This is a genomic window from Saccharibacillus sp. CPCC 101409 (assembly GCF_030518235.1).
In the GTDB taxonomy this organism is placed as follows: Bacteria; Bacillota; Bacilli; order Paenibacillales; family Paenibacillaceae; genus Saccharibacillus.
This window is the reverse complement of record NZ_JAULSA010000002.1, coordinates 591,408-615,669: the sequence shown is the minus strand read 5'-3', so window position 1 is coordinate 615,669 and position 24,262 is coordinate 591,408. Positions and strand designations below refer to the sequence as shown.

17 protein-coding genes are annotated in these 24,262 nt (G+C 57.2%); 2 read left to right on the top strand and 15 right to left on the bottom strand.

Going from position 1 to position 24,262, the window contains the following annotated elements; all coding sequences use genetic code 11:
- Positions 1-2 precede the first annotated feature (2 nt).
- From QWJ34_RS06885 to QWJ34_RS06875, 3 genes are all read right to left on the bottom strand, one after another.
- Complete coding sequence (locus tag QWJ34_RS06885) at positions 3-1,295, bottom strand: serpin family protein (protein ID WP_302726367.1); 1,293 nt, start codon at positions 1,293-1,295, stop codon at positions 3-5.
- A gap of 29 nt (positions 1,296-1,324) precedes the next feature.
- Positions 1,325-2,635: a serpin family protein gene (locus QWJ34_RS06880; protein WP_302726365.1), complete on the bottom strand. Its 1,311-nt coding sequence runs from the start codon at positions 2,633-2,635 to the stop codon at positions 1,325-1,327.
- Positions 2,636-2,762: 127 nt separating this feature from the next.
- The gene (locus tag QWJ34_RS06875) at positions 2,763-5,879 is read right to left on the bottom strand and encodes a PAS domain S-box protein (RefSeq protein ID WP_302726363.1); all 3,117 of its coding nucleotides are present in this window, start codon (positions 5,877-5,879) and stop codon (positions 2,763-2,765) included.
- A 369-nt stretch (positions 5,880-6,248) separates the two neighbouring features.
- Between QWJ34_RS06875 and QWJ34_RS06870 the strand changes: the two genes are divergently transcribed.
- Positions 6,249-8,702 (top strand): hypothetical protein, encoded by a 2,454-nt coding sequence (locus tag QWJ34_RS06870; protein ID WP_302726361.1) that lies wholly within the window; start codon positions 6,249-6,251, stop codon positions 8,700-8,702.
- Positions 8,703-8,839: 137 nt separating this feature from the next.
- Here QWJ34_RS06870 and QWJ34_RS06865 read toward each other — a convergent pair whose 3' ends face one another.
- The 4 genes from QWJ34_RS06865 to QWJ34_RS06850 form a co-directional block, all read right to left on the bottom strand.
- Positions 8,840-9,313: a NusG domain II-containing protein gene (locus QWJ34_RS06865; RefSeq protein ID WP_302726359.1), complete on the bottom strand. Its 474-nt coding sequence runs from the start codon at positions 9,311-9,313 to the stop codon at positions 8,840-8,842.
- 79 nt (positions 9,314-9,392) lie between these two features.
- Positions 9,393-10,250, bottom strand: a complete 858-nt coding sequence (locus QWJ34_RS06860) for an AAA family ATPase (RefSeq protein WP_302726357.1) — start codon at positions 10,248-10,250, stop codon at positions 9,393-9,395.
- A gap of 247 nt (positions 10,251-10,497) precedes the next feature.
- Entirely contained in the window at positions 10,498-12,126 is a 1,629-nt protein-coding gene (locus tag QWJ34_RS06855) for an amidohydrolase (protein WP_483314247.1), read from the bottom strand.
- A gap of 5 nt (positions 12,127-12,131) precedes the next feature.
- Entirely contained in the window at positions 12,132-14,195 is a 2,064-nt protein-coding gene (locus QWJ34_RS06850; RefSeq protein WP_302726355.1) for a coiled-coil domain-containing protein, read from the bottom strand.
- A gap of 523 nt (positions 14,196-14,718) precedes the next feature.
- Here QWJ34_RS06850 and thrS point away from each other — a divergent pair.
- Entirely contained in the window at positions 14,719-16,695 is a 1,977-nt protein-coding gene (gene thrS / locus QWJ34_RS06845) for a threonine--tRNA ligase (protein WP_302726353.1), read from the top strand.
- A 177-nt stretch (positions 16,696-16,872) separates the two neighbouring features.
- Here the strand turns inward: thrS and QWJ34_RS06840 are convergent, their stop codons facing one another.
- The 8 genes from QWJ34_RS06840 to QWJ34_RS06805 all read right to left on the bottom strand — a co-directional run bounded on the left by QWJ34_RS06840 (position 16,873) and on the right by QWJ34_RS06805 (position 24,259).
- On the bottom strand, positions 16,873-17,976 hold the full coding sequence (locus QWJ34_RS06840; RefSeq protein ID WP_302726351.1) for a hypothetical protein: 1,104 nt from the start codon (positions 17,974-17,976) through the stop codon (positions 16,873-16,875).
- A 162-nt stretch (positions 17,977-18,138) separates the two neighbouring features.
- Positions 18,139-19,317: a hypothetical protein gene (locus QWJ34_RS06835; protein ID WP_302726349.1), complete on the bottom strand. Its 1,179-nt coding sequence runs from the start codon at positions 19,315-19,317 to the stop codon at positions 18,139-18,141.
- 105 nt (positions 19,318-19,422) lie between these two features.
- Positions 19,423-20,763: a helix-turn-helix domain-containing protein gene (locus QWJ34_RS06830; RefSeq protein WP_302726347.1), complete on the bottom strand. Its 1,341-nt coding sequence runs from the start codon at positions 20,761-20,763 to the stop codon at positions 19,423-19,425.
- Positions 20,764-20,793: 30 nt separating this feature from the next.
- Positions 20,794-21,357: a hypothetical protein gene (locus tag QWJ34_RS06825; protein WP_302726345.1), complete on the bottom strand. Its 564-nt coding sequence runs from the start codon at positions 21,355-21,357 to the stop codon at positions 20,794-20,796.
- A 145-nt stretch (positions 21,358-21,502) separates the two neighbouring features.
- A complete protein-coding gene (locus QWJ34_RS06820; protein ID WP_302726343.1) occupies positions 21,503-21,760 on the bottom strand; it encodes a helix-turn-helix domain-containing protein in 258 nt (85 codons plus the stop codon).
- Positions 21,761-22,018: 258 nt separating this feature from the next.
- Positions 22,019-22,186: a hypothetical protein gene (locus tag QWJ34_RS06815; protein ID WP_302726341.1), complete on the bottom strand. Its 168-nt coding sequence runs from the start codon at positions 22,184-22,186 to the stop codon at positions 22,019-22,021.
- 4 nt (positions 22,187-22,190) lie between these two features.
- A complete protein-coding gene (locus QWJ34_RS06810) occupies positions 22,191-23,549 on the bottom strand; it encodes a DNA-binding protein (RefSeq protein WP_302726339.1) in 1,359 nt (452 codons plus the stop codon).
- A gap of 299 nt (positions 23,550-23,848) precedes the next feature.
- A complete protein-coding gene (locus QWJ34_RS06805) occupies positions 23,849-24,259 on the bottom strand; it encodes a DUF3592 domain-containing protein (protein WP_302726337.1) in 411 nt (136 codons plus the stop codon).
- Positions 24,260-24,262: the final 3 nt, after the last annotated feature.

Here is a 24,262-nt window from a genome sequence, read left to right as displayed (position 1 = left end):
CTTTACTTCTCCGCCGGGCTGCCGACTTCGCCCATAAACACGATCAAGTCTGTCGTTTTGTCGGTAATCGCAAAGAAAAACGGGCGATTCAACCGCAGTTCGAACGGTCTTCCGCCGGGTGCGGCTCCGTCTTCTACCGTAATAGAGGTGACGGCGACCGCTTCGGTTCCTTCTTCGTTGACTTCGATAAACGTATCGTGGCCGACTTTGCTGACATACAGCCGCCCGGCTCTCGCTTCCCCGATTCCTTCCAGCTCGGCTTTGGAAGCGTCGAACACCGACGGCATGCCGAGCGCGATCAGCGCGTCGTTCAGTTTCAGCGAATCTTCCAGTTTAAACTTCGGCAGCTCGACGCGTCCCTGCGCGTCGTCCAGCTGCTTGCTCCATTTGCCGAACCGCGGCAGATATTTCCGCTTGAACGCGTCCAGCGAGCTGTCTTCGTCCGGCAGCGCCAGAACCATGCCGAAGTTCCCGGACTCGCCGTACGGCAGCCTAATCGCCTGGAATCCTTCGGCGTCGAGATAATCGTATTCGCCCTGCTGAGCCATGGTCGGCACGGTTGTTTCTTCGCCTGCCGCCGTCGTAAACGGCAGATCCTGCGTTTGCTCCGCTTCGAACGGCTGCGTCCAGCTTCCTTTGAAGTACATGGCATTCATCAGAAACAGCACGGCGTCCGGGTCGATCGGCGCGGCGATTACCTGTTCAATCTTGCCGGCCGTGTTCTCGGCGGCCCAGGCGTTCATCGTTTCGGCCGCCCGAGCCGAGTCGAAATCAAGCGCTTCGGCCCGCGCCCCGTAATCCTTTTGCAGCGTGTTCACATAATCCGGCTTCAACGCAAACCCTTCGCGGCTCCAGATCGAATTGGCAATATCCATCCGGATCGACGGATCGTAGCCCCGCAGCATTTCTCTCATCACGAGCTGGGCCGAATCCAGCGCTTCGCCGCTAAGGCCGTTCAGCTTCAGCACTTTGTCCAGCTCGCGGTCGCTGTCGCCCCGCGCGCCGGCTTTGAGCATGGACAGCGCGATCGCGATGCCCGCGGGCGAGACCATCCGGTTGGGGCCGGTCGATTCTTCGCCGGGTTCCCGGTCCAGCATGCCGTAGAAATTCAGCGCGAAAGCGTTCATGGACCGGGCCAGCGCGGGATCGACGTCTTTTTGCGTATAAGAGGTCGGATGCGCCGAAACGTTCTGTTCCCGCTCCTCCTCCGTCTCCCGGCCGGCTGTACATCCCGCCGTGCCGGCCAGCAGCAAAGCCGCCAGCGCCAGTTTTGCGATTCTTTTATGTGCGCGCATTTTCGAATTCCCCTTTACTTGTAAAACGTCTAGTTCTCGGCCGGATTGCCCACCTCGCCCATAAAGACGATCAGACCCGTGGTCCGATCGGTGATCGCGAAGAAAAACGGGCGGTCGAACCGCAGTTCGAACGGTTTTTCCTTGGGAGGGGCGGAACCGGCCCGCATCGCGATTGCCGTAACGGCGGCCGCTTCGGAACCTTTCTCGTCGACTTTGATCGTCGCCGCGTGCCGTACCAGACTGACGGACAGCGGTTTGACGTCCGCGATACGTTCGAACTGCGCCGCATCGGGGGCAAACGCGTCTTCCATGCCCAGCGCCCGAAGCAGCGCATTCAGCTCGAACAAACTTTTCAGCTCGAACCTGGGCAGCGCGACGATTCCGCGGGCCGGTTCCAGGCTGCCGCTCCAGGCGGAGAATTCAGGCAGGGACTCGCGTTTGAACGACTCCAGGTCGGAGTCTTCGTCCGGCAGCGCCAGCAGCATCGCAAAGTTCCGGTCTTCGCCGTAGGGAAGCCGCACGGCGCGGAATCCGTCTTGTTCGAGATAATCGAAAAAACCTCCCTGCGTCATCGTCGGCACGGTTACTTGGTTTCCGTCCGCCGGATGGAATGCCGCGTCCCGCGTCGACTCCGGCCTGAACGGCTCGGTCCAGTCGCCTTTAAAGTACATGACGTTCATCAGAAACATAACGGTCTGCGGATCGATCGGCCCTTCCACAATCTGCGGAATAAGGCCCTGCGTCGAATCGTCGACCCACTTGTTCATCGTACGCGCCGCTTTGGGCGAATCGAAGTCCAGGGCCTGCGTCTTCGCGGCATATGAAGATCGGAGAGTGTCGATAAACGGCTGTTTGATGTCGAAGCCTTTGCGCAGCCAGAGCGCGTTGGCAATCTCCATCCGGACCGAAGGATCGGAGCCTTCCAGCAGGTCGATCATGATCTCCTGGCCTTCGTTGAGCCGCTCGTCCGTCATACCGCCGACAGCCAGCATTTCCTTGATCTGTCCGGCGGTTTCGCCCTGCGCGCCGCTCAGCAGCATGGACAGCGCGATATCGATGCTGGCCGGCGACACGAAATGGTTGGAAGCGCCGCCCTGCTTGTCTTCGACCAGTTCCAGTTTGCCGTACATTCGAATCGCAAAATCGTTCATCGATTCGGTCAACTTCGAATTTACATCCTCCGTTGTATAAGCCGACACTTTTTGGCCGCCTCCTTCCCAGGTTGAGCAAGCACTCAGAAGCAGCGCCGTGCCGAGTCCCGCAAGCAGCAGAACTTTTCGTTTGCCGGGCCTGCCGGACTTGACGCGCGGCGCGCGCCCGAAGCTTCGCCCTCGTTCCATTGCGTTTCCCCCTTTTTTCTTATCAGACGCCTTCGGAAAGGGAAATGTTACAAAAAAAGAAGAGAACCCCGTCCGGGACTCTCCTCCGCTTCGCTGTCGATTTGCCGTTGGTGGCGCAGGAGAGCCGTCAATGGCTTTCCCGGTTCGTTTCGCCGAGACGCGGCAGCGGCCGGACATTCGCCAGCACCCGCTCGATCTCGGAAGCCAGGATCGGCTTCTCGACGAAGTCCTGCATGCCGCCGGCGCGGCAGCGCTCGATATCTTCTTCGCGCACAAACGCGCTGACGCCCACGATCACCGGCATACGGCCCGGCGGAAGCTGCATCCGAATCTGCGAAGCCGCTTCGATTCCGTCCATGACCGGCATCTGCACATCCATAAAGATCAGGTCGTATTCGCCGGACAGCGCTTTGCGCACCGCTTTCTCGCCGTCTTCCGCCATATCGGCGCGGCAGCCGAAGCGGGCCAGCATCGCTTCCAGCACTTTGCGGTTGACCGGATGGTCTTCCGCGACGAGAATCCGCAGCTCCTGCCGGTTATCCGCCGCGCGGACGGGCGAAGCTTCGCTGCGGCGGCGAGCCGGAGCTTCGGCCGAATTCGAAAAGCGCAGTCCTTCTTCTTCCGGCAGCAGTAAACGCAGCTGGAAGCGGAACGTGGCGCCCTCGCCTTCCTCGCTCTCGACCGAGATGGTGCCGCCCATCAGCTCGACCAGCTTCCGGCTGATCGACAGGCCGAGGCCGGTGCCGCCGTATTTGCGGTTCAGCACGGGATGCAGCTGCGAGAACGGCTGGAACAGCCGGTGGTGTTCGCCCCTGGCGATCCCGATCCCGGTATCGGCAATCGTAAATTCGAGCCAGATTTCGTTCGGCGCGCGAAAAGCTTTGGGCCGGGCGGTCAGCGTCACGCTTCCCCGATCTGTAAACTTGACCGCGTTGCCGACCAGATTGATCAGCACCTGGCGCAGCCGTTCGCGGTCGGCGATTACGATCGACGGAAGTCCGAGCGGTTCTTCCGCCATCTCCAGCACCAGCTTCAAACCTTTCTCGGCCGCCCGCGGCTGGAACAGCTGCACCACGCCGCCGAGCACTTCTTTCAACTCGAAAGGCGCGGGCTCGATCTCCATGCGCCCGGCTTCGATCTTGCTGATGTCGAGAATCTCGCTTAGAATCTTGAGCAGCGCGTGGCTGCTCTCCTGCACGATCGTCAGATAGTCCCGCTGCTCGTCTTCCAGTTCCGATTCGAGCAGCAAATCGGTCATGCCGATAATCCCGTTCATCGGGGTGCGCAGCTCATGGCTGACGACGGACAGGAATTCCGATTTGGCCTGGTCCGCGCGTTCGGCCGATTCTTTGGCGCGGATAATTTCCCGTTCTCCCGTAATATCGCGGAAGACCAGGACGGCGCCCCGATGCTCCTCGCGGTCGAGAATCGGCGTCAATTGGTAAGACACAAGGAAACTTCCGCCGTCTTTGCGCCAGAATACCGCTTCGGGCTCCGCATGCGCCGTTCCCGACAGCAGGCAGTCCAGCAGCACGCCGCTGCCGGTCTGGTATACGCTCTCGTTCGCTTCGGCCTGGTGCATCAGTTCGGCGTAGGACAGGCCGATCGCGCCGCCCCCTTCGTACCCGAGCATCGCCGCCCCGGCCGGATTGGTAAAGATTATGCGCCCGTCCGCCGCGAAACCGACGATCCCTTCGGACACGGTGTTCAGAATCAGCGAATGCTGGTAGCTGAGTTCTTCGATCTGCGCCACGTATTTTTTGAGTTCGGTAATATCGGTAATGATCGCATAAACGCCGGTTTGTTCGCGGTCAGAGCCGATCGGCACGTAAGCCACGCTGATATGCCGCAGCTCTCCGTCCCGGCGGTAGAACAACGATTCGAACGTGGTCGATTTGCCTTTTTTGGCCGCTTTGAAGTGTTCTTCCGCCGCTTTGGCTCCGTCAGGAGGCTGGAGCATGCCCACATGCAGCCGAAGCATCTGCTCGCGGTTGTAACCGCTCATTTTCTCCATCGCCCCGTTGGCGTTCAGGAAGCGGCCTTTCATATCGATCGACACGATGCCGGCGTTGTTGTTCATAAACAGCGACTTGTACCGGTTCTCGCTGCGGCGCAGCTTTTCTTCGATTTTTATGCGTTCGGTCACGTCCTGCACGACGCCGATTACCTGCAGCGGCTCGCCCGTGGTGCTGTCTTTGGATACTTCCCAGACGGCGGAGATCGTTTTCTCGGTCCGGTCCGGCAGCACGATCCGGTAGGTCAGTTCCCCGCCGGCCGCGCGGCCGACCGCTTCGTCGAGCCCGCGCTTGACCGCCTGGCGGTCAGCGGGATGAATCATGCGCAGCACATTGTCCGAACGGCGTTCCGTTTGCTGGAGCGCGTATCCGAAAATATGCCGAAACTCCAGCGAGAACGAAAAACGGTTCTCCGGCACGTCCCACGACCAGGAACCGACGTTGGCCATCTGCTGCGTTTTGTTGAGAATCAGGTCCTTGTGTTTGCGTTCGGTAATGTCCCGGGCGATCACCAGCACGCGGCTCAGTTCTCCCAGGCGGTTGCGAATAAGCCGGAACGACGTTTCGACCCAGAGCATATGCCCCTTTTTATGCATAACGCGCCGTTCAAACGTATCGTTCTCCGAATAAAGCGTGCCTTCGATCATCATCTTGGTCGCATCGCCCGAATGATAGAAAGCCGTCCGGTTGCGGCCGATCATTTCTTCCGGCTTATAGCCCAGCGTCCGTTCGACCGAAGGAGACACGTAGAGCAGCGTGCCGTCGGTCTTGCTGAACGAAATCATATCGGGGGTATTCTCGGTAATCAGCTTGTAAATCTCCCTGCTGCGGTCGTAGCCGTCTTCTTCGCAGGGGTGCGAAGTCACGTCTTCCAGATACACGAGAATCAGTTTGACGCCGTCCTCCTCGAAGATTTCCGCTTCCACTTTGACCCAGACGGAACGCCCTTCGGGATCGGCAAACCGGATCTCGACCGGACCGAACGGAGCGGGCCGTTCGATCCACGCCGCAAACACGTCGAGCAGATCGGCCGCGCCGTCCGCATCGGCTTCCAGCAGCTTGCGGTACCGAAGTCCCAGAAAATCGCCGGCCTCGCAATGAAAAATCCGGGCCGCGGCCGGATTGGCGTTGATGCACGTTCCGTCGGGTTCGAGCAGCATGACTCCGGTGGATATTTTGCTGTAAATTCGTTCGAACAATAACGGATTGTGTAGATAAGGCGAGGTCACGTTCATTCTCCTTTTACAAACAGCATATTTATGCTATTTACCCAAAACGAAAGCGGGTTATCAGCGGGTCTTGCGAAAATGTAAAAATCAAAAAACTGAAATTATTTTCGTGTCCGCTGTTCGCGGCGAAGCTTACCGTTTAAATGTGAATACGACGTATTTGCGTTTTGTGTCAAAGCTGGATTTTCCGGCGAATTATTTATCGAAAATTGTCGAAATTCTTGATAAACGGGTGCAAAACGCAGATAAAGCAAGTATAGTAAAAAGAATAAGGTATTGCGTCCCCTATACATAATATATAAATCACATTGCGACATAAATGGAACGTGCGAGTTCGAGACTCGTTATCCCTATCGAAGGAGGAGCCCCATGAAACGAATCCACTCATCTTCCCGATCCAAAACGGACCGCTCGCGCGCCCCGTTTTCTTCCGACATCGGCGCTTCGTTCAATTCGGAAATCCGCGACGCTTTGACGCCGGAGCGCGCCGCGGCGCTTCCGCTCGCCCATGTCGCCCCGCTGATTCGCGAAATGGACGAGCCGGCCAAGCGCCGCATGGCGCAGGTGCTCGAATTTCCGTTCGTCCGCCGCGGCGCGCGCAAATGGCCCGAAGCGCTGTTTACCAAATCGCTGCTCGACCTGGTCGCTTACGCGCGCGGCAGCCGCGACGCCCGGAGCAAGCTTGCGGCCGCGCTGCTGCAGGAAGTTCTGCCGATCTGCGAAAAAGCGCAGATCGCCGAATCCGCAGGCGAAGAGGCAGGCGGCGAAACGGAAAACGCCGGGACCGAAAGTGGCAAATCCGGCAAAACCGCGCTGTCGCCGGAACGTTACGACCGGGAACCGGACACCTGGATTCGGCGGTATGGAAAATGGCATATCTACTGGGCGCTCTACTTCTATCCGGCATCCGAAAACGAACCGGTAAACGAAGCGGCGGACGCGGAGCGGCTGGAACGGCTGGCTTCCCTGCCCTGGGAAGAACGGCCGGCCGGCGGTCACGGCCGCGACGAAGTTCCCAACCCCGAGGCGTCCGATACGGATACGGGCGGACCGGAAATCGACAAAGCGGCCGAACTGCGCCGCATCGACAAGCTTAACCGGCGGATCGAAGCTCTGGAAAGCCGCTGCCGGGCCGAGGAAGAGCGCGGACGCCGGCTCGACAAAGAAGTCGACGAGGCGCGCCGCGCAGCGGCGAAATCGGAGCGGCTCGCGGACGAAACGCGCCGCGAACTGGAAGCAGAGCGCTCCCGCGCGGCGCTGGAAAGCGCCGAGCGCGAAGCGGCGCTGGGCAGGCTGGCCGAGGCGAAGCGGCTGCACAAGCAGGAGCGCGGCCGGCTGGAAGCCGAGACGGCCGAGGCCCGCGAAGCGGCTCGCGGGCTGGAGCGCGAGCTTGAACGGCTGCGCGTTCGGGCGGAGGACGCCCGTTCGCGCGGTACCGGCGAAGACGGCGCGCAGCCGGGCGCTGGCGATGCGCGGGCGCAGGCAGGCGGCGCGGGCAGTGAAGCGGCGGTTCGCGCGGACGGGGCGCGCCCGGAAGCGGACAGCGAACCGGCCGCGGGCGGAAGCCGCGGCGAAGCGGACAGCGGCCCGGGCAGATCGGCCGAAGCGGCGATCTCGGAGTTCGCCGCCCTGCTGCGCCGCGACCTGCGCGAGACGGGCGCGGGGCTGCCCGGCGAAGCGGAGCCGGGCGACCTGGAATCGCGCACGCATCTGCGGCGCGCGCTCGACCTGCTCGACGCGGTCGACGCGTACGCCGCCGGGCGGCGTCTGCTGCGCGGCGGACCCGAAGCTTCGCCGCTTGCCGCGGCGGCGGCGCCGCCGCGGCGCGAGCCGGCCGAAGGCGGCGGCGAACCGTCGGAGCCGGCGGGCTTTGCGGGCGGCGGCGCCGTGGACGATGGCGTCCCCGCGGAGCGGGCGGGTTCCGAACGCGCGGGCGAGGGAGACATGGCCCAAGCGCTGGACCTTTACGATCATCCGGGCGGGGCTTCGGGCGACGCGGGGCAGGCCGGCACGTTCTACCGCCGCGATCACGGCGGCTATATCGTGCTGGACGGCGGCGAGACGTTCAATATCACCGAGTCGATGGTGTACAAGCTCCAGCTTCAGCACGAAGCGGAAGTCTGGTGCACGCCGCGCGAAGACGGGCAGGGCGCGCAGTACGAGATCGAGCTGCTGTTCCAGGGCGACGACACGTTTTCCCCGGTGCGCCAGTACAACGGTTATGTCGAGATGGACGAGCATCAGACGTGGTACGCGGTGGATATGAACGATCCCGACCGGCGGTACCCGATTCACGCGAAAGATCTGGATATCCAGCGTCCCGCCGACGGCGCTCCCTGCATTTTCAACGTGGGCGAAGAAGAATCGGTCGCGCGGCTGGCCCGGGTATACCGCGACTTCTCCGATCCGGAGTCTGTTCTCCGCCGCGATCCGGCGCTCAAGCCGCGTACGGGCGCAGGCGCCGCCAAGGCCAAGCGCGAAGCGCGCAAAAGCAAGCCCGAACCGTTCCTGGAAGGCTGCACGGTCGTCGTGATGGGCGGCCAGCGCAAATGGTTCGAGGATGTAGTGGTGGAAAGCGGCGCGGTCTACGTGCACGAAAACGGGGAGCGCCCGGATCTTGTCGCGTCCGATCTGCGCCGCGCCCAGGCTTTGTTCCTGCTGATTACTTCCACTTCCCACCGCGCTTCGTGGGAGAGTATCGAGCTGGCGAAAGCCTCGCGCATTCCGTATTTTATTATCCAGGGCTCCAAGTCCAATCTTCGCAGCATGCTGTGGGAGAACCGGGAAGCGATCGGAGCGGCCAACCGCGACGAAACCGGCTGAGGCCGGGACGCGGGGTTTCAGACGCCGCACGCCGTCAACCGATTGACAGCGCCAAAACAAACCAAAAACGCTTGTCCGGTTTTCGCCGGACAAGCGTTTTTTTTGATTTTCCCGTTCGCCGAAAAGCTGCGCAGCGGTTACCGAATCTGTTCCGCGAACCCCACGACTCCGTCCAGCCCGTCCTCCTCCTCGTTCTCCCCGGACGGCGGCAGAACTTCCACCATCACGCGGGTCGGCACGCATACGATCTGCTGCCGCGGCTTGGAGATAAAGCCCATATCGAGCGCGATGCGCTTGGGCGCGTCGGAATAAATCATGCGGATGCCGTAATCGTACACTTTGAGCGTATTGTGTCCCAGATCCGTCCGGATATCGATGATGCGCTCCTCTTTGGTCAACGGCACCCGCTCGTATTCTTTGCCGTCGACGGTAATCAACGCGACCAGCTGCCGTTCTCCGGCGACGACCTGCGCTTCGCGCCACTTCTGCCAGCCCAGCACGGAGCCGGCCAGCAGCAGAATCGCGGCGATCAGAATCAGGTCTCCGCGTTTGATCCGGGCTCCCGGCCGGCGGGAACCCCGCTTCGGTTCGCTTGTCTCCGGCTGCTCCACGGCTGATTCCCCCAAATTTTAATTATACGTAATCGTTACGATATTCTTGTGTCATTCTACGCTTCCGTCCGCGCGGTTGTCAAATGAGTTCGACCGGCTGCGGCGCTTCCGCCGGCCGCGGCGGCTTCCGCTCCGCCGGTTCCGGCGCGTACTCCCGGTACGCCAGTTCTACATGCTCCCGGCTCAGCGCCGCGCGTTCGATAATCGCTTTGCGCTTGGCTTTGAGCAGGATCTGTTCGATATCCGCGAAGCTGCACCCGCACAGCCGTTCGGCCGCGGAAGCTTCGGCGTCTTCGCTGCATGCGAATTCCCCGATCAGCAGCCGGATATAATTGCAGCGTTCTCCTTCGTCGGGCATCCGGTACGTCATCCGGGTATCGAAGCGCCGCCAGATCGCGGCGTCCAGCTCGGTTTCCAGATTGGTCGCGGCCACAAACACGCTGCCGTCGCCGAATTCGTCCAGGCATTGCAGCAGCGTATTGACGGCGCGCGCCATTTCTTTGACTTCGTCGCCGCTTTCGCGCGTCCGGGCCACGGCGTCGAATTCGTCGAGAAACAGTACGCACGGCACGGACCGGGCGTAGTCGAAGATCCGCCGGATATTGCTGCCCGTTTCCCCCAGATGGCTGTGGATCAGCGCGTCCAGCCGGACAAGCACCAGCGGCAGCCCGAGCGAAGCGGCGATATGAAACGCGGTCAGTGTTTTGCCGGTTCCCGGCGGACCGTACATCACGATCTTGTTCGGAATCGGCACGCCGTGGCTGTCGAACTCTTCGCGCATCTCCAGAATGGTCATAAACTCCTCGACGATGCGCCGGTTCTGGCCCGGCAGGACGAGATGCCTGACTTTGCGCGCGCAGTCTTTCGGTTCGTATACGGTCGCCATATCCGTACCTTTGGAGCGCGGCAGGCGCGCGGCCGCGGTCGATTTCCCCATCGTAAAAACCCTCCTCATGCTGCAAATCAAACGATATTCCGCAGAAAGTTTTCGTATGATTCTGTCTAATAGTAATTATTACTATTAAATCCGATGAGAGAGGTTCTGTCAATGTCGAAAACAAAAAAGACTTCTCCGCCGCGGACGCCGAAACGTTCCGCCCGATCGGGAGAAGTCTTTTTCATTTGCTGCGGCCGCGTATCGAATATCCGCTTCCGGACGCTCCCTGCCGCTGCGCCGGCGGCCGTCAGCCCTGGTAAGCGACCTCGCCGTTCACCACCGTCATTCGCACGCCGGCCTGCAGCAGCGCGTCGGGCCCTGCGAAAATATCGCGGTCCAGCGCGGTGAAATCGGCGGCGAATCCCGGCGCGATCCGGCCGCGTTCGCCCTGTTCGGCCGCCGCCCGGGCGCTGCCTTCGGTAAACAGCGACACCGCTTCGGCGGTGCCCAGGCGTTCACCCGGCAGATAACCTTCCGCCGGTTCGGCGGAATCCGGCCGGCGCCGGGTGACAGCGGCATGGATGCCCAGCAGCGGATTCAGCGGCTCGATCGGCGCGTCGCTGCCTCCGGCGCAGACCACCCCGGCGTCAAGCATTTTTTTCCACGCATACAGATAGCCGGTCCGCTCCGGCCCTACTCTCTCCAACACCCACGGGAAATCGCTGGCGACGAAGCGCGGCTGGATATCGGCGATCAGCTGAAGCTTCGTCATACGCTCCAGCAGCGCGGCGTCCAGCACCTGCGCATGGATAAAGCGGTCCGGCAGATGCGAGATTCCCGTAAGCGGATAAGCTTCCATCGCGCCCAGCGTCAGTTCGGCCGCCCCGTCCCCGATCGCGTGCACCGCGATCGGAAAGCCCAGCGAACGCGCGCGGGCGGTCATGCCGTGCAGCTTCGCGCGCGGATGAATCGCCATGCCGCTTGTGTCCGGCGCGTCGCTGTACGGCGCGTTCAGCAGCGCGGTACGCCCGCCGATCGCCCCGTCGGAGAAGATCTTGACCGCTCCGATCCGCAGCCATTCGTCGCCGTCGCCCGCCGTCAGTCCCAGCGATTCCGCTTCGTCCAGGCAATCGTGAAAAATCAGCTGATGCGAACGGAAAAACAAGCCTTCTTCGCGCAGTTCGCGGTGAATGCGGCGCATCGCGTCGATCCCGCCCAGATAGCGCAAATCTTCGGTATGCGCCGCGGTCAGTCCCAGGCTCAGCGCGTGCCGGCAGGCCCGGCGGATCGCCGCTTTCTTCGCGGCATAATCCGGCTGCGGCTGCACCGCCGTCAGCAGCTTCGACGCTTCCTCGTACACCCAGCCGTTCAAACGGCCCGATTCGTCCCGTCCGAACGCGCCGGACGGCGGATCGGGCGTATCGTCCGAGATACCGGCGCGGCGGAACGCTTCGCCGTTCGCCAGATAAGCGTGGAAGCAGGTGCGCGTCAAATACAGCGGATGTTCGCCCGCCGCTTCGTTCAGTTCGTCGATCAGCGGAGGCGCCGCCGGCGTAAACGCGTTTTCGTTCCAATTCAGCCCGACGATCCATTCCCCCCGCGGCGTCCGCTCCGCGCGTTCGCGAATCTGCCGCAGCATCCCGGTCTTCGACGTCGTGTCCGAGAAATCCAGCGCTTCCAACTTTACGCCCTGCATCGACAGATGCATATGCGAATCGGCCAGACCCGGCAGCACGTACGCGCCGTCCCAGTCCACGCTTTCGTAATCCCGGCCCGCAAGCTGAAGCTCAAGCTCCCGGGTTTCGCCGACCGCGCGAATCGTTCCGCGTTCCGCATATACGGCGTTCGCGCCCGCATTCGGACCGCCGCCGGCAAGCCCGAAGCCCATCCGTCCGTTTTTGAATAAAACGCCTTTCTCCCGCGTGAATCCTGTCATCCGCTTTATACTCCTTTGTCTTCCTGCGCAGGACCGTTTTCTTCGCCCGACGCTTCGGGGGCTTCTTGAAATTCGAGGTCGGCAAGCCCGTAAACCTGCTTCTCCAGCAGTTTGCGATCCTGCTCCAGATTGCGTTTGTTTTGTTCGGCGGCGCGAAGCTGCTCTTTGCAGTCCGCCTGAAGCTTCTCCAGCCGCTCGATCTCGGTATCGAGATACCCGATGCGCTCCCGTTCGGCCGCGACGACATAGCGTTCGCCCTGCCCCCATTCGCCTTCGGTATGCAGCGCTTCGTCGGCCATCCGTTCCAGCAGCCGGGTCTGCTTGCGCTTGAGATCGATCAGCGTCACGCCCGACGCGGCGTAATTCAGCGTATATTTGACCAGCCCCGCGAAGCCCGAACCCCGTTCGCGGCGGCCGACTTCGGCGTCCGTCATGCGCTGGCGGTTGTCGGAATACTCCGCCAGCAGCCGGTCGAACGATTCGGAGATATGCGGCAGCTGCATGCTGCTGGCGCGCAGCTTGTCGACCAGCGACTCGCGGATTTCCACAATCCGGCGCTCCGAACCTTCCCGCTCGCCGCGGGCGGCTTCGAGCTGTTCGGCGCAGCTGGACGCTTCGCGCGCGTAATACTCCATCTGCCCTTCTTCCTGGCGGATCTCCGAAGCCAGCTGCGCATAGCGGTCGGCATAACTTTGCCACAGCTCGAGCAGCGGCTTGTAGTCCGCCGCTTCCTGTTCGGCGGACACCAGCTCCGGCAGCAGCAGCCGGAGCAGCAGCCCCGGAAGCTGCCGGCGCTGCGGGTTGAGGCTGCGAGGCAGCGAAGCCGCCCGGCCGCCGGGCAGCACCGGCAGGAAAGCCGGACCGCTCAGCACGGCCCCGAACGCCACATGCCGGCCGCTCAGCCGGCGCGCTTCGCCCAGACCGAACAGTCCTTCCGCCGCTCCCAGCAGCTCGATCGCCGTCTGATAGTAATCCAGTCCGTCCTGCCGCTCCAGCTCGGCCAGCAGCAGCGGCGCGGACGCCGCATACACCGTCTCCGGCCGATCGGCGGAATCTTTCCCGCCCTGCCCCGCCCCGGAGACGCCCGCTTCTTCCGCGGCCGCTTCGGCGCGCCGTTCGGCTTCGAACAGATCCGGCTCTTCCGGTTCGGAAGCCGAAACGTCCTGTGCGCGGGCCCGGTATTCCGGGTATTCCGGATCGAATTCGTCTTCGTCCGGGAACGAAGCGCCTGCGTCCTTTTTATGCAAATCCACGCCGCTCGGCCCGCCGCCATAAACGTCCGCCGCCCGATCGCCCGGCTGCGGATCGTTCTCCTTAACGCGGACCGGACCGGTTTCTTTCGACAGCAGGTCGGCGGCTTCGCTTTCGTTCAGTTCTTCGAGCGGCCCGATTTCGATCGGTTCCGGCCGTGTCAAAGGACCGCTTCCCGCCGGCACAAACCGTTCTCCGGCTTCGCTGTACGCCGGTTCGCCGTCTCCGAATTCGCTTTCGGCCGCGGCGGAATCGTCGGTTTGTCCGAGTGCGCTCTCTTCCTTGTCTTCAAACTCCGACAGCTTCTGCGCCAGTTCGGGCGCAAGCTCTTCGATCCGCCGCACATACTCCTGCCGCTGCGCTTCCGGCGAACCGTCGATCAGCCGTCCGAGCACCTGCGTCAGCGAAGAAATCTGGTAGTCCAGCAGCGCCTGAAGCTCGCTCAGCTCCGGCTGCCCGGTGCGGTAAGCGGCGTACTCGCGGTCGTTTTCCGCCAGATCGCGCTCGATGCGTTCCACAATCGCTCCGGCGAATTCTTCCAGCTCCGCCGGCAGGTTCAGCGGCATGCCCTGCACGCGCGCCCGCTTGGCCAGCTCCAGTATGATCCCGAGCCGGAGCTCCTGGTCGTCCCAGTCCCGGTAAGCCGTCGTTTTCTCTTCCAGCTGCCGGGTAAAACGCTCGGGATCGCGCTTGATCCATTCCCGGATCTTGGACGCGAGCAGTTCCTGCACCGCCGTATCGCAGCACAGCACGTAGGTCATGCGCAGCTCGTCGCCGCTCAAACGGCACAGCGCCTGGGCAAAAGTATATCCGTACATCGTCAACTCTCCTTTTGGGCGAATCGGATTCTTTTCCTAATGATAACCTCTGGCGAGGCTTTACTTCAAACCGAAGATGCAAGTTTCTCCCGCGGCTGTCCAAATTTAATGCTTGACCTTTTCCGAATCCATCTATATAATCCAGAATCAATCGAAAGATTCGGCCTTGACCGGAGACAACATTCCCGACCGCACCGTCCAGAGAGAGAAGCGATTGCTGCAAGCTTCTTCGGTAAGCGGCCCGGAATTACCCCTCCGCAGCCGCGGATTCGAACGCCGTTCCGGCGCCCGTCCTGAGTGGACGCGGCCCGGCGGCCGGTAGCGTCCGCCGCCTCGTCCCCGTTAACGGACTCCAAGCAAGGGTCCCCGTTTTCCGGCGCGCATATGCCGCCGGGCCGGGGATCGAACAAGGGTGGAACCACGAGCCGAGCGCACTCGTCCCTTTCCGGGGACGGTGCGCTTTTTGGCGTTCCCGGACGAACCGCTGCGCTCGATATCCCACTTCGACTTGGAGGAATTTGTTATGTTTCGCTTTTCTGTTCCCGACGATTTGAATTCCGGCGGCTTCGCGGCTCCCGCAGACGGCCGGATTGCCGTCACGCTGCCGGACGGCTCGGTCAAACGCGTTCCGGCCGGCGCTTCCGCCCTGGAGATCGCGCGTTCCGTCAACCTGTCGCTCGGCAAAAATGCCGTCGCCGCCCGCCTGGACGGCCGGCTTGTCGACCTGAGCACGCCCGTTTGCGCCGACGCCGAGCTGGGCATCCTCCTGCCGGATGACGCCGACTCCCTGCCCGTGCTCCGTTTGAGCGCCGCGCATCTGCTGGCCCAGGCCGTCAAAAGGCTGTACGGCGAAGCGGCGGTCAAACTCGGCATCGGCCTTGCGACCGCGGACGGCTTCTACTACGACTTCGATACGCCGAACGCGATCCGCTCCGAAGACCTGCCCGCGATCGAGCGCGAGATGCGTCGCATCGCCGCGGAGAATCTGTCTATTCGCCGCCGCGCCGCTTCCCGCGAAGAAGCGCTGGCGCATTTTCAAGAACGCGGTGAAGCCTACAAAGTCGAAATGATCGAAGACGCGCCGGAAAGCGAAAGTTTCTCGCTGTACGACCAGGGAGAGTTTACCGATCTGGACCGCGGGCCGCATCTGCCGTCGACGGGCCGCCTCAAAGCGTTCAAGCTGCTGAGCGCAGCGGGCGCGTACTGGCGCGGCGATTCGGACAAACCGGTGCTGCAGCGTATTTACGGCACGGCGTTTGCGCGCAAAGAACAGCTGGACGGGCATCTGGTCATGCTGGAAGAAGCGAAGAAGCGCGACCACCGCAAGCTGGGGCGCGAGCTCAAACTGTTTATGTTTTCCGACGAAGCGCCCGGAATGCCTTTTTACCTGCCGAACGGCATGACGCTGCGCACGGAACTCGAATCGTTCTCGCGCGGCGCGCAGCTTCGGGGCGGTTATCGGGAAGTCCGGTCTCCTTTTATGATGAACCGGCGTCTGTGGGAAGAATCCGGTCACTGGGACCACTATAAAGACAATATGTATTTCTCCGAGGTGGACGACGAAGCGTTCGCGCTCAAGCCGATGAACTGCCCGGGCCATATGCTGATGTACAAAAACGAGCTGCGTTCCTATCGCGATCTGCCGATCCGCCTGATGGAGTTCGGCCAGGTGCACCGGCACGAGTATTCGGGCGCGCTCAGCGGCATGATGCGGGTGCGGACGTTCTGCCAGGACGACGCGCATCTATTTGTCCGCCCCGGTCAGATCGCCGAAGAAATCGGCGGCGTCATGGACCTGATCGACGAGATGTACCGCGTGTTCGGCTTCGATTACCGCCTGGAGCTGTCCACGCGCCCCGCAGACTCCATGGGCTCGGACGAGCTGTGGACCGAAGCGGAGAACGCGCTGCGCGGCGTGCTCGAAGATCGGGGAGCGGCGTACAGGCTGAACGAAGGCGACGGCGCTTTTTACGGACCGAAGATCGATTACCACGTGCTGGACGCGCTCGGCCGAAGCTGGCAGTGCGGCACGATCCAGCTCGATTTCCAGATGCCGGAGAAGTTCGACCTGACGTATATAGGCGAAGACGGCGCGAAGCACCGGCCGGTCGTGATTCACCGCGCCATCTACGGCTCGATCGACCGCTTCCTCGGTATCCTGACGGAGCATTACGCCGGCGCTTTCCCGCTCTGGCTGGCTCCGGTCCAGGTGCGCGTGCTGCCGGTCTCCGCCCATTACGACGATTACGCGTACGACGTGCGGAAAAGATTGCGAGGCGCCGGACTGCGCGCGGAAGCCGACGTGAGCGGGAACAAGCTGGGCTACAAGATGCGCACGGCGCAGCAGGAGAAAGTTCCGTATATTTTTGTCGTCGGGGAAAAGGAGAAATTGGCGGACAGCGTCAATGTGCGCAGATACGACGACGGGCAGCAGGTTCCGGCCGGGTTGGAAGAGATGATCGGGGAGCTGTTGGAAACGGTGCGGAAGCGCGAGCGGTAAACGTATCGACGGAGCGGTGTCTTCGGACACTTGGCAAGAGTCAATCGCTTGCTGCAAAGTGAACGTTGGGCGATAAAAAAAGCGGTCCCGAGCCGATTGCCGGCTTTGGGACCGCTTTTTGGGATGCCCGCTTTGTCGGGCGCGGCGCACGGCAAGGTTGTCGCGCACGCGTTATCTTTACGAATTGCGGCTTGCTTTGAATGTTCGAACCGCGGATTCCAGCCGGTCCTGGGCATCGTCCAGTTCTTCGTACATTTCCTCTTTCTTTAGAGAAGCCTGCGCTTGATCGATCGCGCGTTTGAGCGTACCGATCGACGAAGCGGGATACTGTCCTTTCTCCGCGCCTGTCGGCGAATCGAGCAGCGCACGGGCGCTTTCCAGCGCGTCTGTCAGACGCAGCCCTGCCAGAAACGCCGCGTAGGACTCGATAACGCCCACCGAGGCGGCATTCAGCTCATTATTATCGGCCTCGGCGTCGATCGCGGACTGCATCGCTTCGGCGGCAGTCTCGTAAGCTTCCCGCAGATGCGCCGCCTCTTTTGCGCCGGACCCGATACGGGCTGTTTCGGCCGCGTAATGCTCTTGATAACGCTTTAGAAAAGCAACCTCGGCCGCACGATCAAACGGTTCGAGATTATGGACATCGGCTTCGCTAGACAAGAAATGCTTGTAAGCGGCTTGTACGCCCTTATCCGACGGGTCGGCCGCCAACTTGGCCTGCGCCTCTTTGATGCCTTTTAGCTCCAGAAGTTCCATCTCATCCAGCGCGTGTTCGTTTCTGCCGTTTCGCACAGATGCCTTTTCATACTTCAATATTTTGCCGAGGACCTCCGCATTCTTGACCGCGCTCTTGTTGTAGCGATCGATGGCTTCTTCCAACTTGCGCGAAGCGGAATAGATCCGATCCGCCGGCGCTTTGGGGTCGAAAACAACCTTGTAGGATTCGTTTCGGGCTTGATGCAGCTTCCGAAGATCGTTTTCCGACGAATATAAGTCGGAAGCGGCGGCCGTGCTCACACTCATCCTCGCAAGCTTAATCAAGGCCGCACGGGCGGCAGATGCCGAAGTCGGCTTTGGATCGATCGCAATAACGGGCGCGACGACTTTGGCTTCCGTACTTGTCGACGCCGCTGCTCCGGCTGCTATAATCTTGCTTTGGTTAGAATTTCCTTTATCGGCGGCAAATCCATTTGGCAGCGTATAAGCGGCGCCCGCCGCCAGAGAAACCGCCAATACGGCCAGCGGCCACTTTTTCATTTTTTTCGGCTTTTTTCTACTCAAACAAACGCCTCCTTTAATTATCGGATATTTTTCCAGTTCCTAGTGTTTAAACAACTGAATAAATAGCGAACCTAAAAAGCCCTCCTTTTTGAAAAAGGAGGGCCGGACTGTAATATGGAAAAGTTGAGGTTTGCATCCGATCCGTTATGCCGCGGCTCGAATTTATTTGTTAATCTTCCCTTTAAAGTCGCTCACCGCGTCGGCCAGCGTTTGCCGGGCTTCGGTCAGCTGCTGTTTCGTGCCGGACTTCTCCAGCGAAGTGGACGCTTTGTTGATCGCCCGCTTCAGCGTGCCGATCGCGGATGCCGGATACTGGCCTTTCTCCTTGCCGGCCGGCGAATCGAGCAGCGGCTCGGCGCCGTTAATCGCCTGGGCCAGCGTGGCTCCTTCGGCCAGCGTCTGGTAGGTCGTTTCGACCGCCGCCTGCGCGGCATCCAGCGCATTCTTGCCGGAAGCGTCGTCGATAGCCGATTCCAGCGCGGCTACCGAAGCTTTATAGGCGTCCTGCAAGTCCGACAGATCCTGACCACCGGCGCTTTCCAGTCTGGCGGAGAGGTTGGCGTCATACTGCTTCAACGTCGCGGAATAATCCGCCGCTGTGAACGCGGCGATATCGTTGGCTTCCGCGGCGCGCGTCAGAAACAGTTTGTAAGCCGACAAAGCGTCCGCTTTGCCGGAACCCGACGCAAGCTTGGCCTGGGCTTCTTTCAGTCCCTGGGCGGCCAAACGGCCGGAAGCGTCGCTTGTACCGGCAGTTTCTTTTTCCGCCAGAGAGAAGACTTTCTTCACCGCGCTTGTGCCGCCGACCGCCTGGTCGTTGTAACGATCCAGCGCCTCCTCCAGCTTGCGCGAAGCGGAGAAGATCCGGTCCGCGGGCGCATCAAGATCGGAAGCGACCTCGTTGGCGCGATTGCGGGCTTCGATCAGCTTGACGTAATTCTTGTCCGACGGATCAAGCGAGAAATGTTTCAACGTCTCGATACTCATCACTTCCAGCTTCACGAGCGCCGTGCGTACGGTCGCCGCCGAAGCCTTTTTCGAATCCACCGATACGATCGGCTGAACCACCTGCGCATCCGTTGGCTTCGCCGTCGATACGGCCGCCGTCTTCACTACGGAAGCAGCCGCTGCCTGCGGAGCAACCGGAACCGCTGCCGACGAAGAAGCCGCTCCGCTTCGATCCGCCGCGGCAGCCGGACTGTCCGCCGACGAAGCCGATTTCCCGTCACCCTGTCCATCCGCAAACACATGCGGCAGCGCGTAAACGCCGCCCGCCAGTACCGCCGTTGCCAGCACAGCCGCCGGCCACTTCTTTCCCTGCCCCGTCCTTCTCTTCTCCATTCAAACGCCTCCTTGTATGTAGATAGTCGTCCGGTCCTAAACCTTTTAAACCGAACCGAACAAGGCGAATCTTGTCGAAACGGAGGCAAATGCAATGAAAGCGATTTAATTCGAAGGAATAAGGTCGGAAAAATGTTCGAAAAGAGGGGCCAGGCGGGCAAAAATATATTTACCGTTATTAATGCCTACGTCCGCGTTAAGGGCTTTAACAGCGTAATTTCGAGCTTGTTCGTATTTGCGTTGATTGAAATAGTAAAGGGCGTATTCGATACATACACGAACATAACGGTTGAAACTAAGCGTAATATTTTGGGAATAGTTAGTAGCTTCATGCGGAAATTCTTCTACCTGTTTATGAAATCGTTCCACAATAGAATCGATGCAGTAGCCACTATAGTTTGCAGTCCTAATAATATATAGAAGCGTGGTTAACAATTCGTTTGGATTCTCTTCGATCCAGGTGATACACTCTTCAATCGCATCTTCATTGCCGAGAGCTAATTTAAAATGCATCTTGTTCTGCATAGCAAACTTACTAAAAGATTTCACCTCTTTATGTCCATGTTCGTCCAATCCCGGAAACCAACTAAGATCTGTATAACCTTCGGTATAGACTCCTGCTTTTTTGTAATCTCCACGCAATGAATAAACATTCTCCATACACATAAATCCGTAACCGTAATAAACGACTAACTGGTATTCTGCATTTAAAGACCATGTGGAATGTCCTGAGCGCAGCTTCGCTTCTACGGAGTGATAGAGGGCTTGTGAAAAATCAAATAGTCTTCGTGAATATATTTCGGCCTGATCGATAAGATTAAGCGAAAAATAAATATTAGCCAGTTTCATTAACGCTTCTAATCTATAGTTATCCGGCAATTTATCGCAAAAGGGCTCAAACCGAATCGCAAGCTGATGGTTCACTTCGTGTTTGTCGCTTAACCTGGCTCGAAATAGTCTATAATGGCTGATTGCGATTTTTTCCGAATCTTTAGACTTTTCATGTTCAATAATGGTTTCATACAAATTTATAGTTGCTTCAACGTTCCCGCCTGCATACAGATACTCTGCCACGTCAAAAAGAATATCCGAGCTTTCAAATTCACCTTCAACCAGCCTAGCCAGCACTGCTTCGATACAATCGCTTCTTCCAACTTCCCCGCAGCGGATCAGAAACGGCTCGACGCGTCTTTTATTGGGTTTGCCGTGATAAAAACATTCATCTATGTAATATTCAAAAAGCCAATCTTCTGGTTTTCCAAAAACTTTGGTTATTTGCTCAAGTTGATTGAAAGGCATAGGATCGGGCGGCTGGCTATTCAATGTTTTGCTCAAAGCGCCTCGATTGATCCCCGATAGACTGGCTAATGAAGAAAGGTTCATTTTACACTGTTCCATTTCTGATTTTATGAAGTGTCTTAGGGAATCTGATTTATATGCGATCATTTATGTATCTCCTATCATGTATAGCAATGATTACTCTTTTCTGTCCTGGATAAAAAGGTCCGGAAAATGTTCATAAAGAGGAGCGAGACGCTTAAAAACTTCTTTACCGTTGTTGATCCCAACCGGAGAATTAAGCCCTTTTACCGCGTAATCTCGAGCTTTTTCATAATTGCCCTGATTGAAATAATACAACGCACAATCAATACAAACGTTGAAATAGCGATTAAGGCTAACTGTGATATTTTTCGAATATTCGGTTTGTTCGTGAGGGTACTTTTCTATTTGGGCTTGAAATCTATCGAGTATGGAGTCGATTGAAATATTAAATTTTTTTGAGTATTCCAGGATAAACAATATAGCTACCAAGAGCTCCTCAGGATGCTCTTCCGCTAGCAACACACATTCCTCAAGGAAATCAGCATTTCCTAGTCCCAATTCAATGTACACTTTATTTTGTTTTGCATATTTGGCCACCTTCTTTACATCTCGTTTACTCTGTCTACAAAGCCATGGAAACCAGCTAAGATCACTATATTCATCGTTATACGGCTTGGCCTTGGCATATTCTTGTCTAATCAGTTGTACGCTTTCCATCGCTATACAACCGTAAGCATAGTAAACAATGAACTTGTATTCCATCCCTTTCGGCAGTTCTGATTCTCCAAACTCCACAGCTCTACGATAAATATGATGAGTAAAGGAATACAGTTCCGTTGCCCATTCCTCAACCTTGTCTATTTTATCTAAAGAGAAATAAATTCGGTTTATTGTTGTAAAAGCATTCTTGTATGTATTCTTCTAGCATCTTTTCTAAAGGAAAATCTAAAGCGTCCACTATACGTTCAAATTGATTAAAGGAGATTGGCTTGGGTGATTCCGCTCTTAAAATGCTGCTGATTACGCCACGGTTGATTTTAGAAAGTTCACTTAGTTTAGAGAAGCTTATCCACTTCTGTTTAAGTTCATTTAAAATATTTTTTCTTAAAAGAGAAGACAATGATCACTCTCCTTTTAATATTCTTAGAATCTAGTGACTTGTTTCACTTAGACAGTAGGCTTACGCCGGCTAAATCGCGCGTTATTCTAGTGCGAATCAGACAGGCGTAACCGTTCATTGGATTGATATAAATCACCAGCAATAATCTTTTGTTTCAAAAAAAAAGCTCCCTAAGTTTCGAAACTACTACAAAGTTAACAGTAGTCATTTCGAAAACATGAGAAGCAAATCCACTTATTTAGAACACCTATTTAAATTCTACCAACCGCCAATTCCAGGTACCCCCGAAAGATGATAAATGACTTCTTTAGCTGAGATTGATTGACTAGTTTCTTCTGCTGAAGAAATAGGTACTTTTCCATAGAAAGCAGTAGTTAAGACAAGCACATTCAACACCACTAAAAGTTTAGAATAGAACTTTTTCATAGTTCTAAATTCCCTCCATTATTTGCACATATTCAAGAGTTTGCTTAGGGGAAGCTAGATCTCTGTTTTTTTCAAAGAGTGGTACACACTTCATAAACATCTCTTTGTCATTTATCTTAACAGCTACAACTAGGCCTCGCAATATATAATCTATGGCTTTAATGTGATTCTGTCTCTTTAAAAAATATAAACTCGCTTCCAAACAAACGCTACAGTAATCATTAAGAATAGTCATTCGATCATAGTGATATTTTTGCTCTAAATACTGGTGTAATTGTTCGGAAAACTTTTCAAATATTATGTCCGTATTAAAACCGTATTTGTTTGAGGATTCCAAAATGGTGAATATAAATTTAAGAAGTTCAGCCGGATTTTTTTCAATGAAAGTAATGCATGTTGGAAGAATATTTTCATTCCCTTTTAACAATTCAATGGTTAAAACATTAGCCTCAGCATAAAACTTAAATTTCTCAACTTCTCTCCTGCCATTATCGTCTAAACCAGGAAACCAACTCAGATCTTTATACATTTCTATATATTGTTCAGCCTTTATATAATCCCCCTCATCAATCATCACCTTCTGCATAGCGAGATGAGCATATCCGTAATAAACTACTAAAGGATAATCGCTATATAACTCCTTCAAGTTAATACTTTTAGCATTTTTTATGACCTCAGCTTGATAAAGAATCTCTGTAAATACAATCATTTCTCTAGAATATCTTGCAGCTTCTATTCTCTTATCCAAAGAAAAATAAACATTCACTAACTTCATCAACCCATCCAACCGATGATGATCCGGTAGCTTGTCGCAAAACGGTTCAAACTCGATCGCGGCGCGCAGGTTCCGCTCGTTGTCCTCGCCCAGCGCAGCACGAAACAAACGATACTGACTGATTGCAAGCCGCTCGGACTGGTGGTATTTCTCGTTCTGCACGATGCACTCGTAGAACACGACCGACTGCTCGACTTTATCCGCCGTGTACAGCGCTTCTGCAATTTCAAAGATCGTATCGAGCTGCTTCAAGTCTTCCAGCAGGCGCGACAGCACGATCTCGATGCAGTCCAGACGTCCCATTTCCGCGCAGCGAATCAGAAAAGGCTCGACGCGCCGGCGGTTCGGTTTGCCGTCGTAGAAGCATTCGTCGATATACTGCTCGAACATCCAGCCTTCCGGATGCCCCAGCGCTTTCGTGATCCGTTCAAACTGATTCAGCGAAATCGGCTTGGGCGGATTGCTGTTCAAAATGGCACTGAAGATCCCCCGGTTAATTCCCGACCATTCGCCGAATTCCGAGAAGTTCATTCCCAAGCCCGCGATGCCTCTTTCAATCTCCGAACGGAGCGTTAACGTCATTTCCATTTCCACACCTCTTCTGACTCTTAGCCGATTTCTATTTACATAATGTTACACAATGCTTATCAGTTAATCCTTTCCTTACAATTAATTTACAATATACAGAATAAATAAACATTGGTCAATTGCTTTTTTTAAGCAGATTTGAATATTGCATGAAATTGCCAATCCCGCGCCAGCCAAGGACTTGAAGTGGAAATTGATTGTCCGGCAAGAAAAAACACCCAGACGGCTTTTGCGCTAAAAAAGTTGTCGAAATATGCAGCTAGTAATAATGTCGAATTTTAATTATTGGTAATATAAATTTACTGCGCAACCTGATTCAGTACGCTGCCCAGCCCCAGAAAAGCCAGCCCCATCATAAAAGGAACCGCCAACAGCATAAAGGTTCCCCATGTATTCAGTTTGAACTCTTCCGGAGTTTCGGGCAGATAATAGACGTTTACCTTGCTGCCGATCCGCCGGCGTTTCCAGCTCGATCCGGTCTTCGACTGCACTTCTCCTGCTCCATCCGGCATGCGGTAGCGTAGAACGGGAAAATACAGCGTGCCGGCATGGTCGCCCGTACGCCGAAATTCTTCGTGGTAATCGACCACTTCGCCTTCCACCCGCTTCGCATGACGCATAAAGCGAATTCGCCGAACCACAATTAGCAGACCGACAGCGATAAGAATCGCGCCGGCCGCCATAAAGATCTTGCCGATGTACACACTCATTCC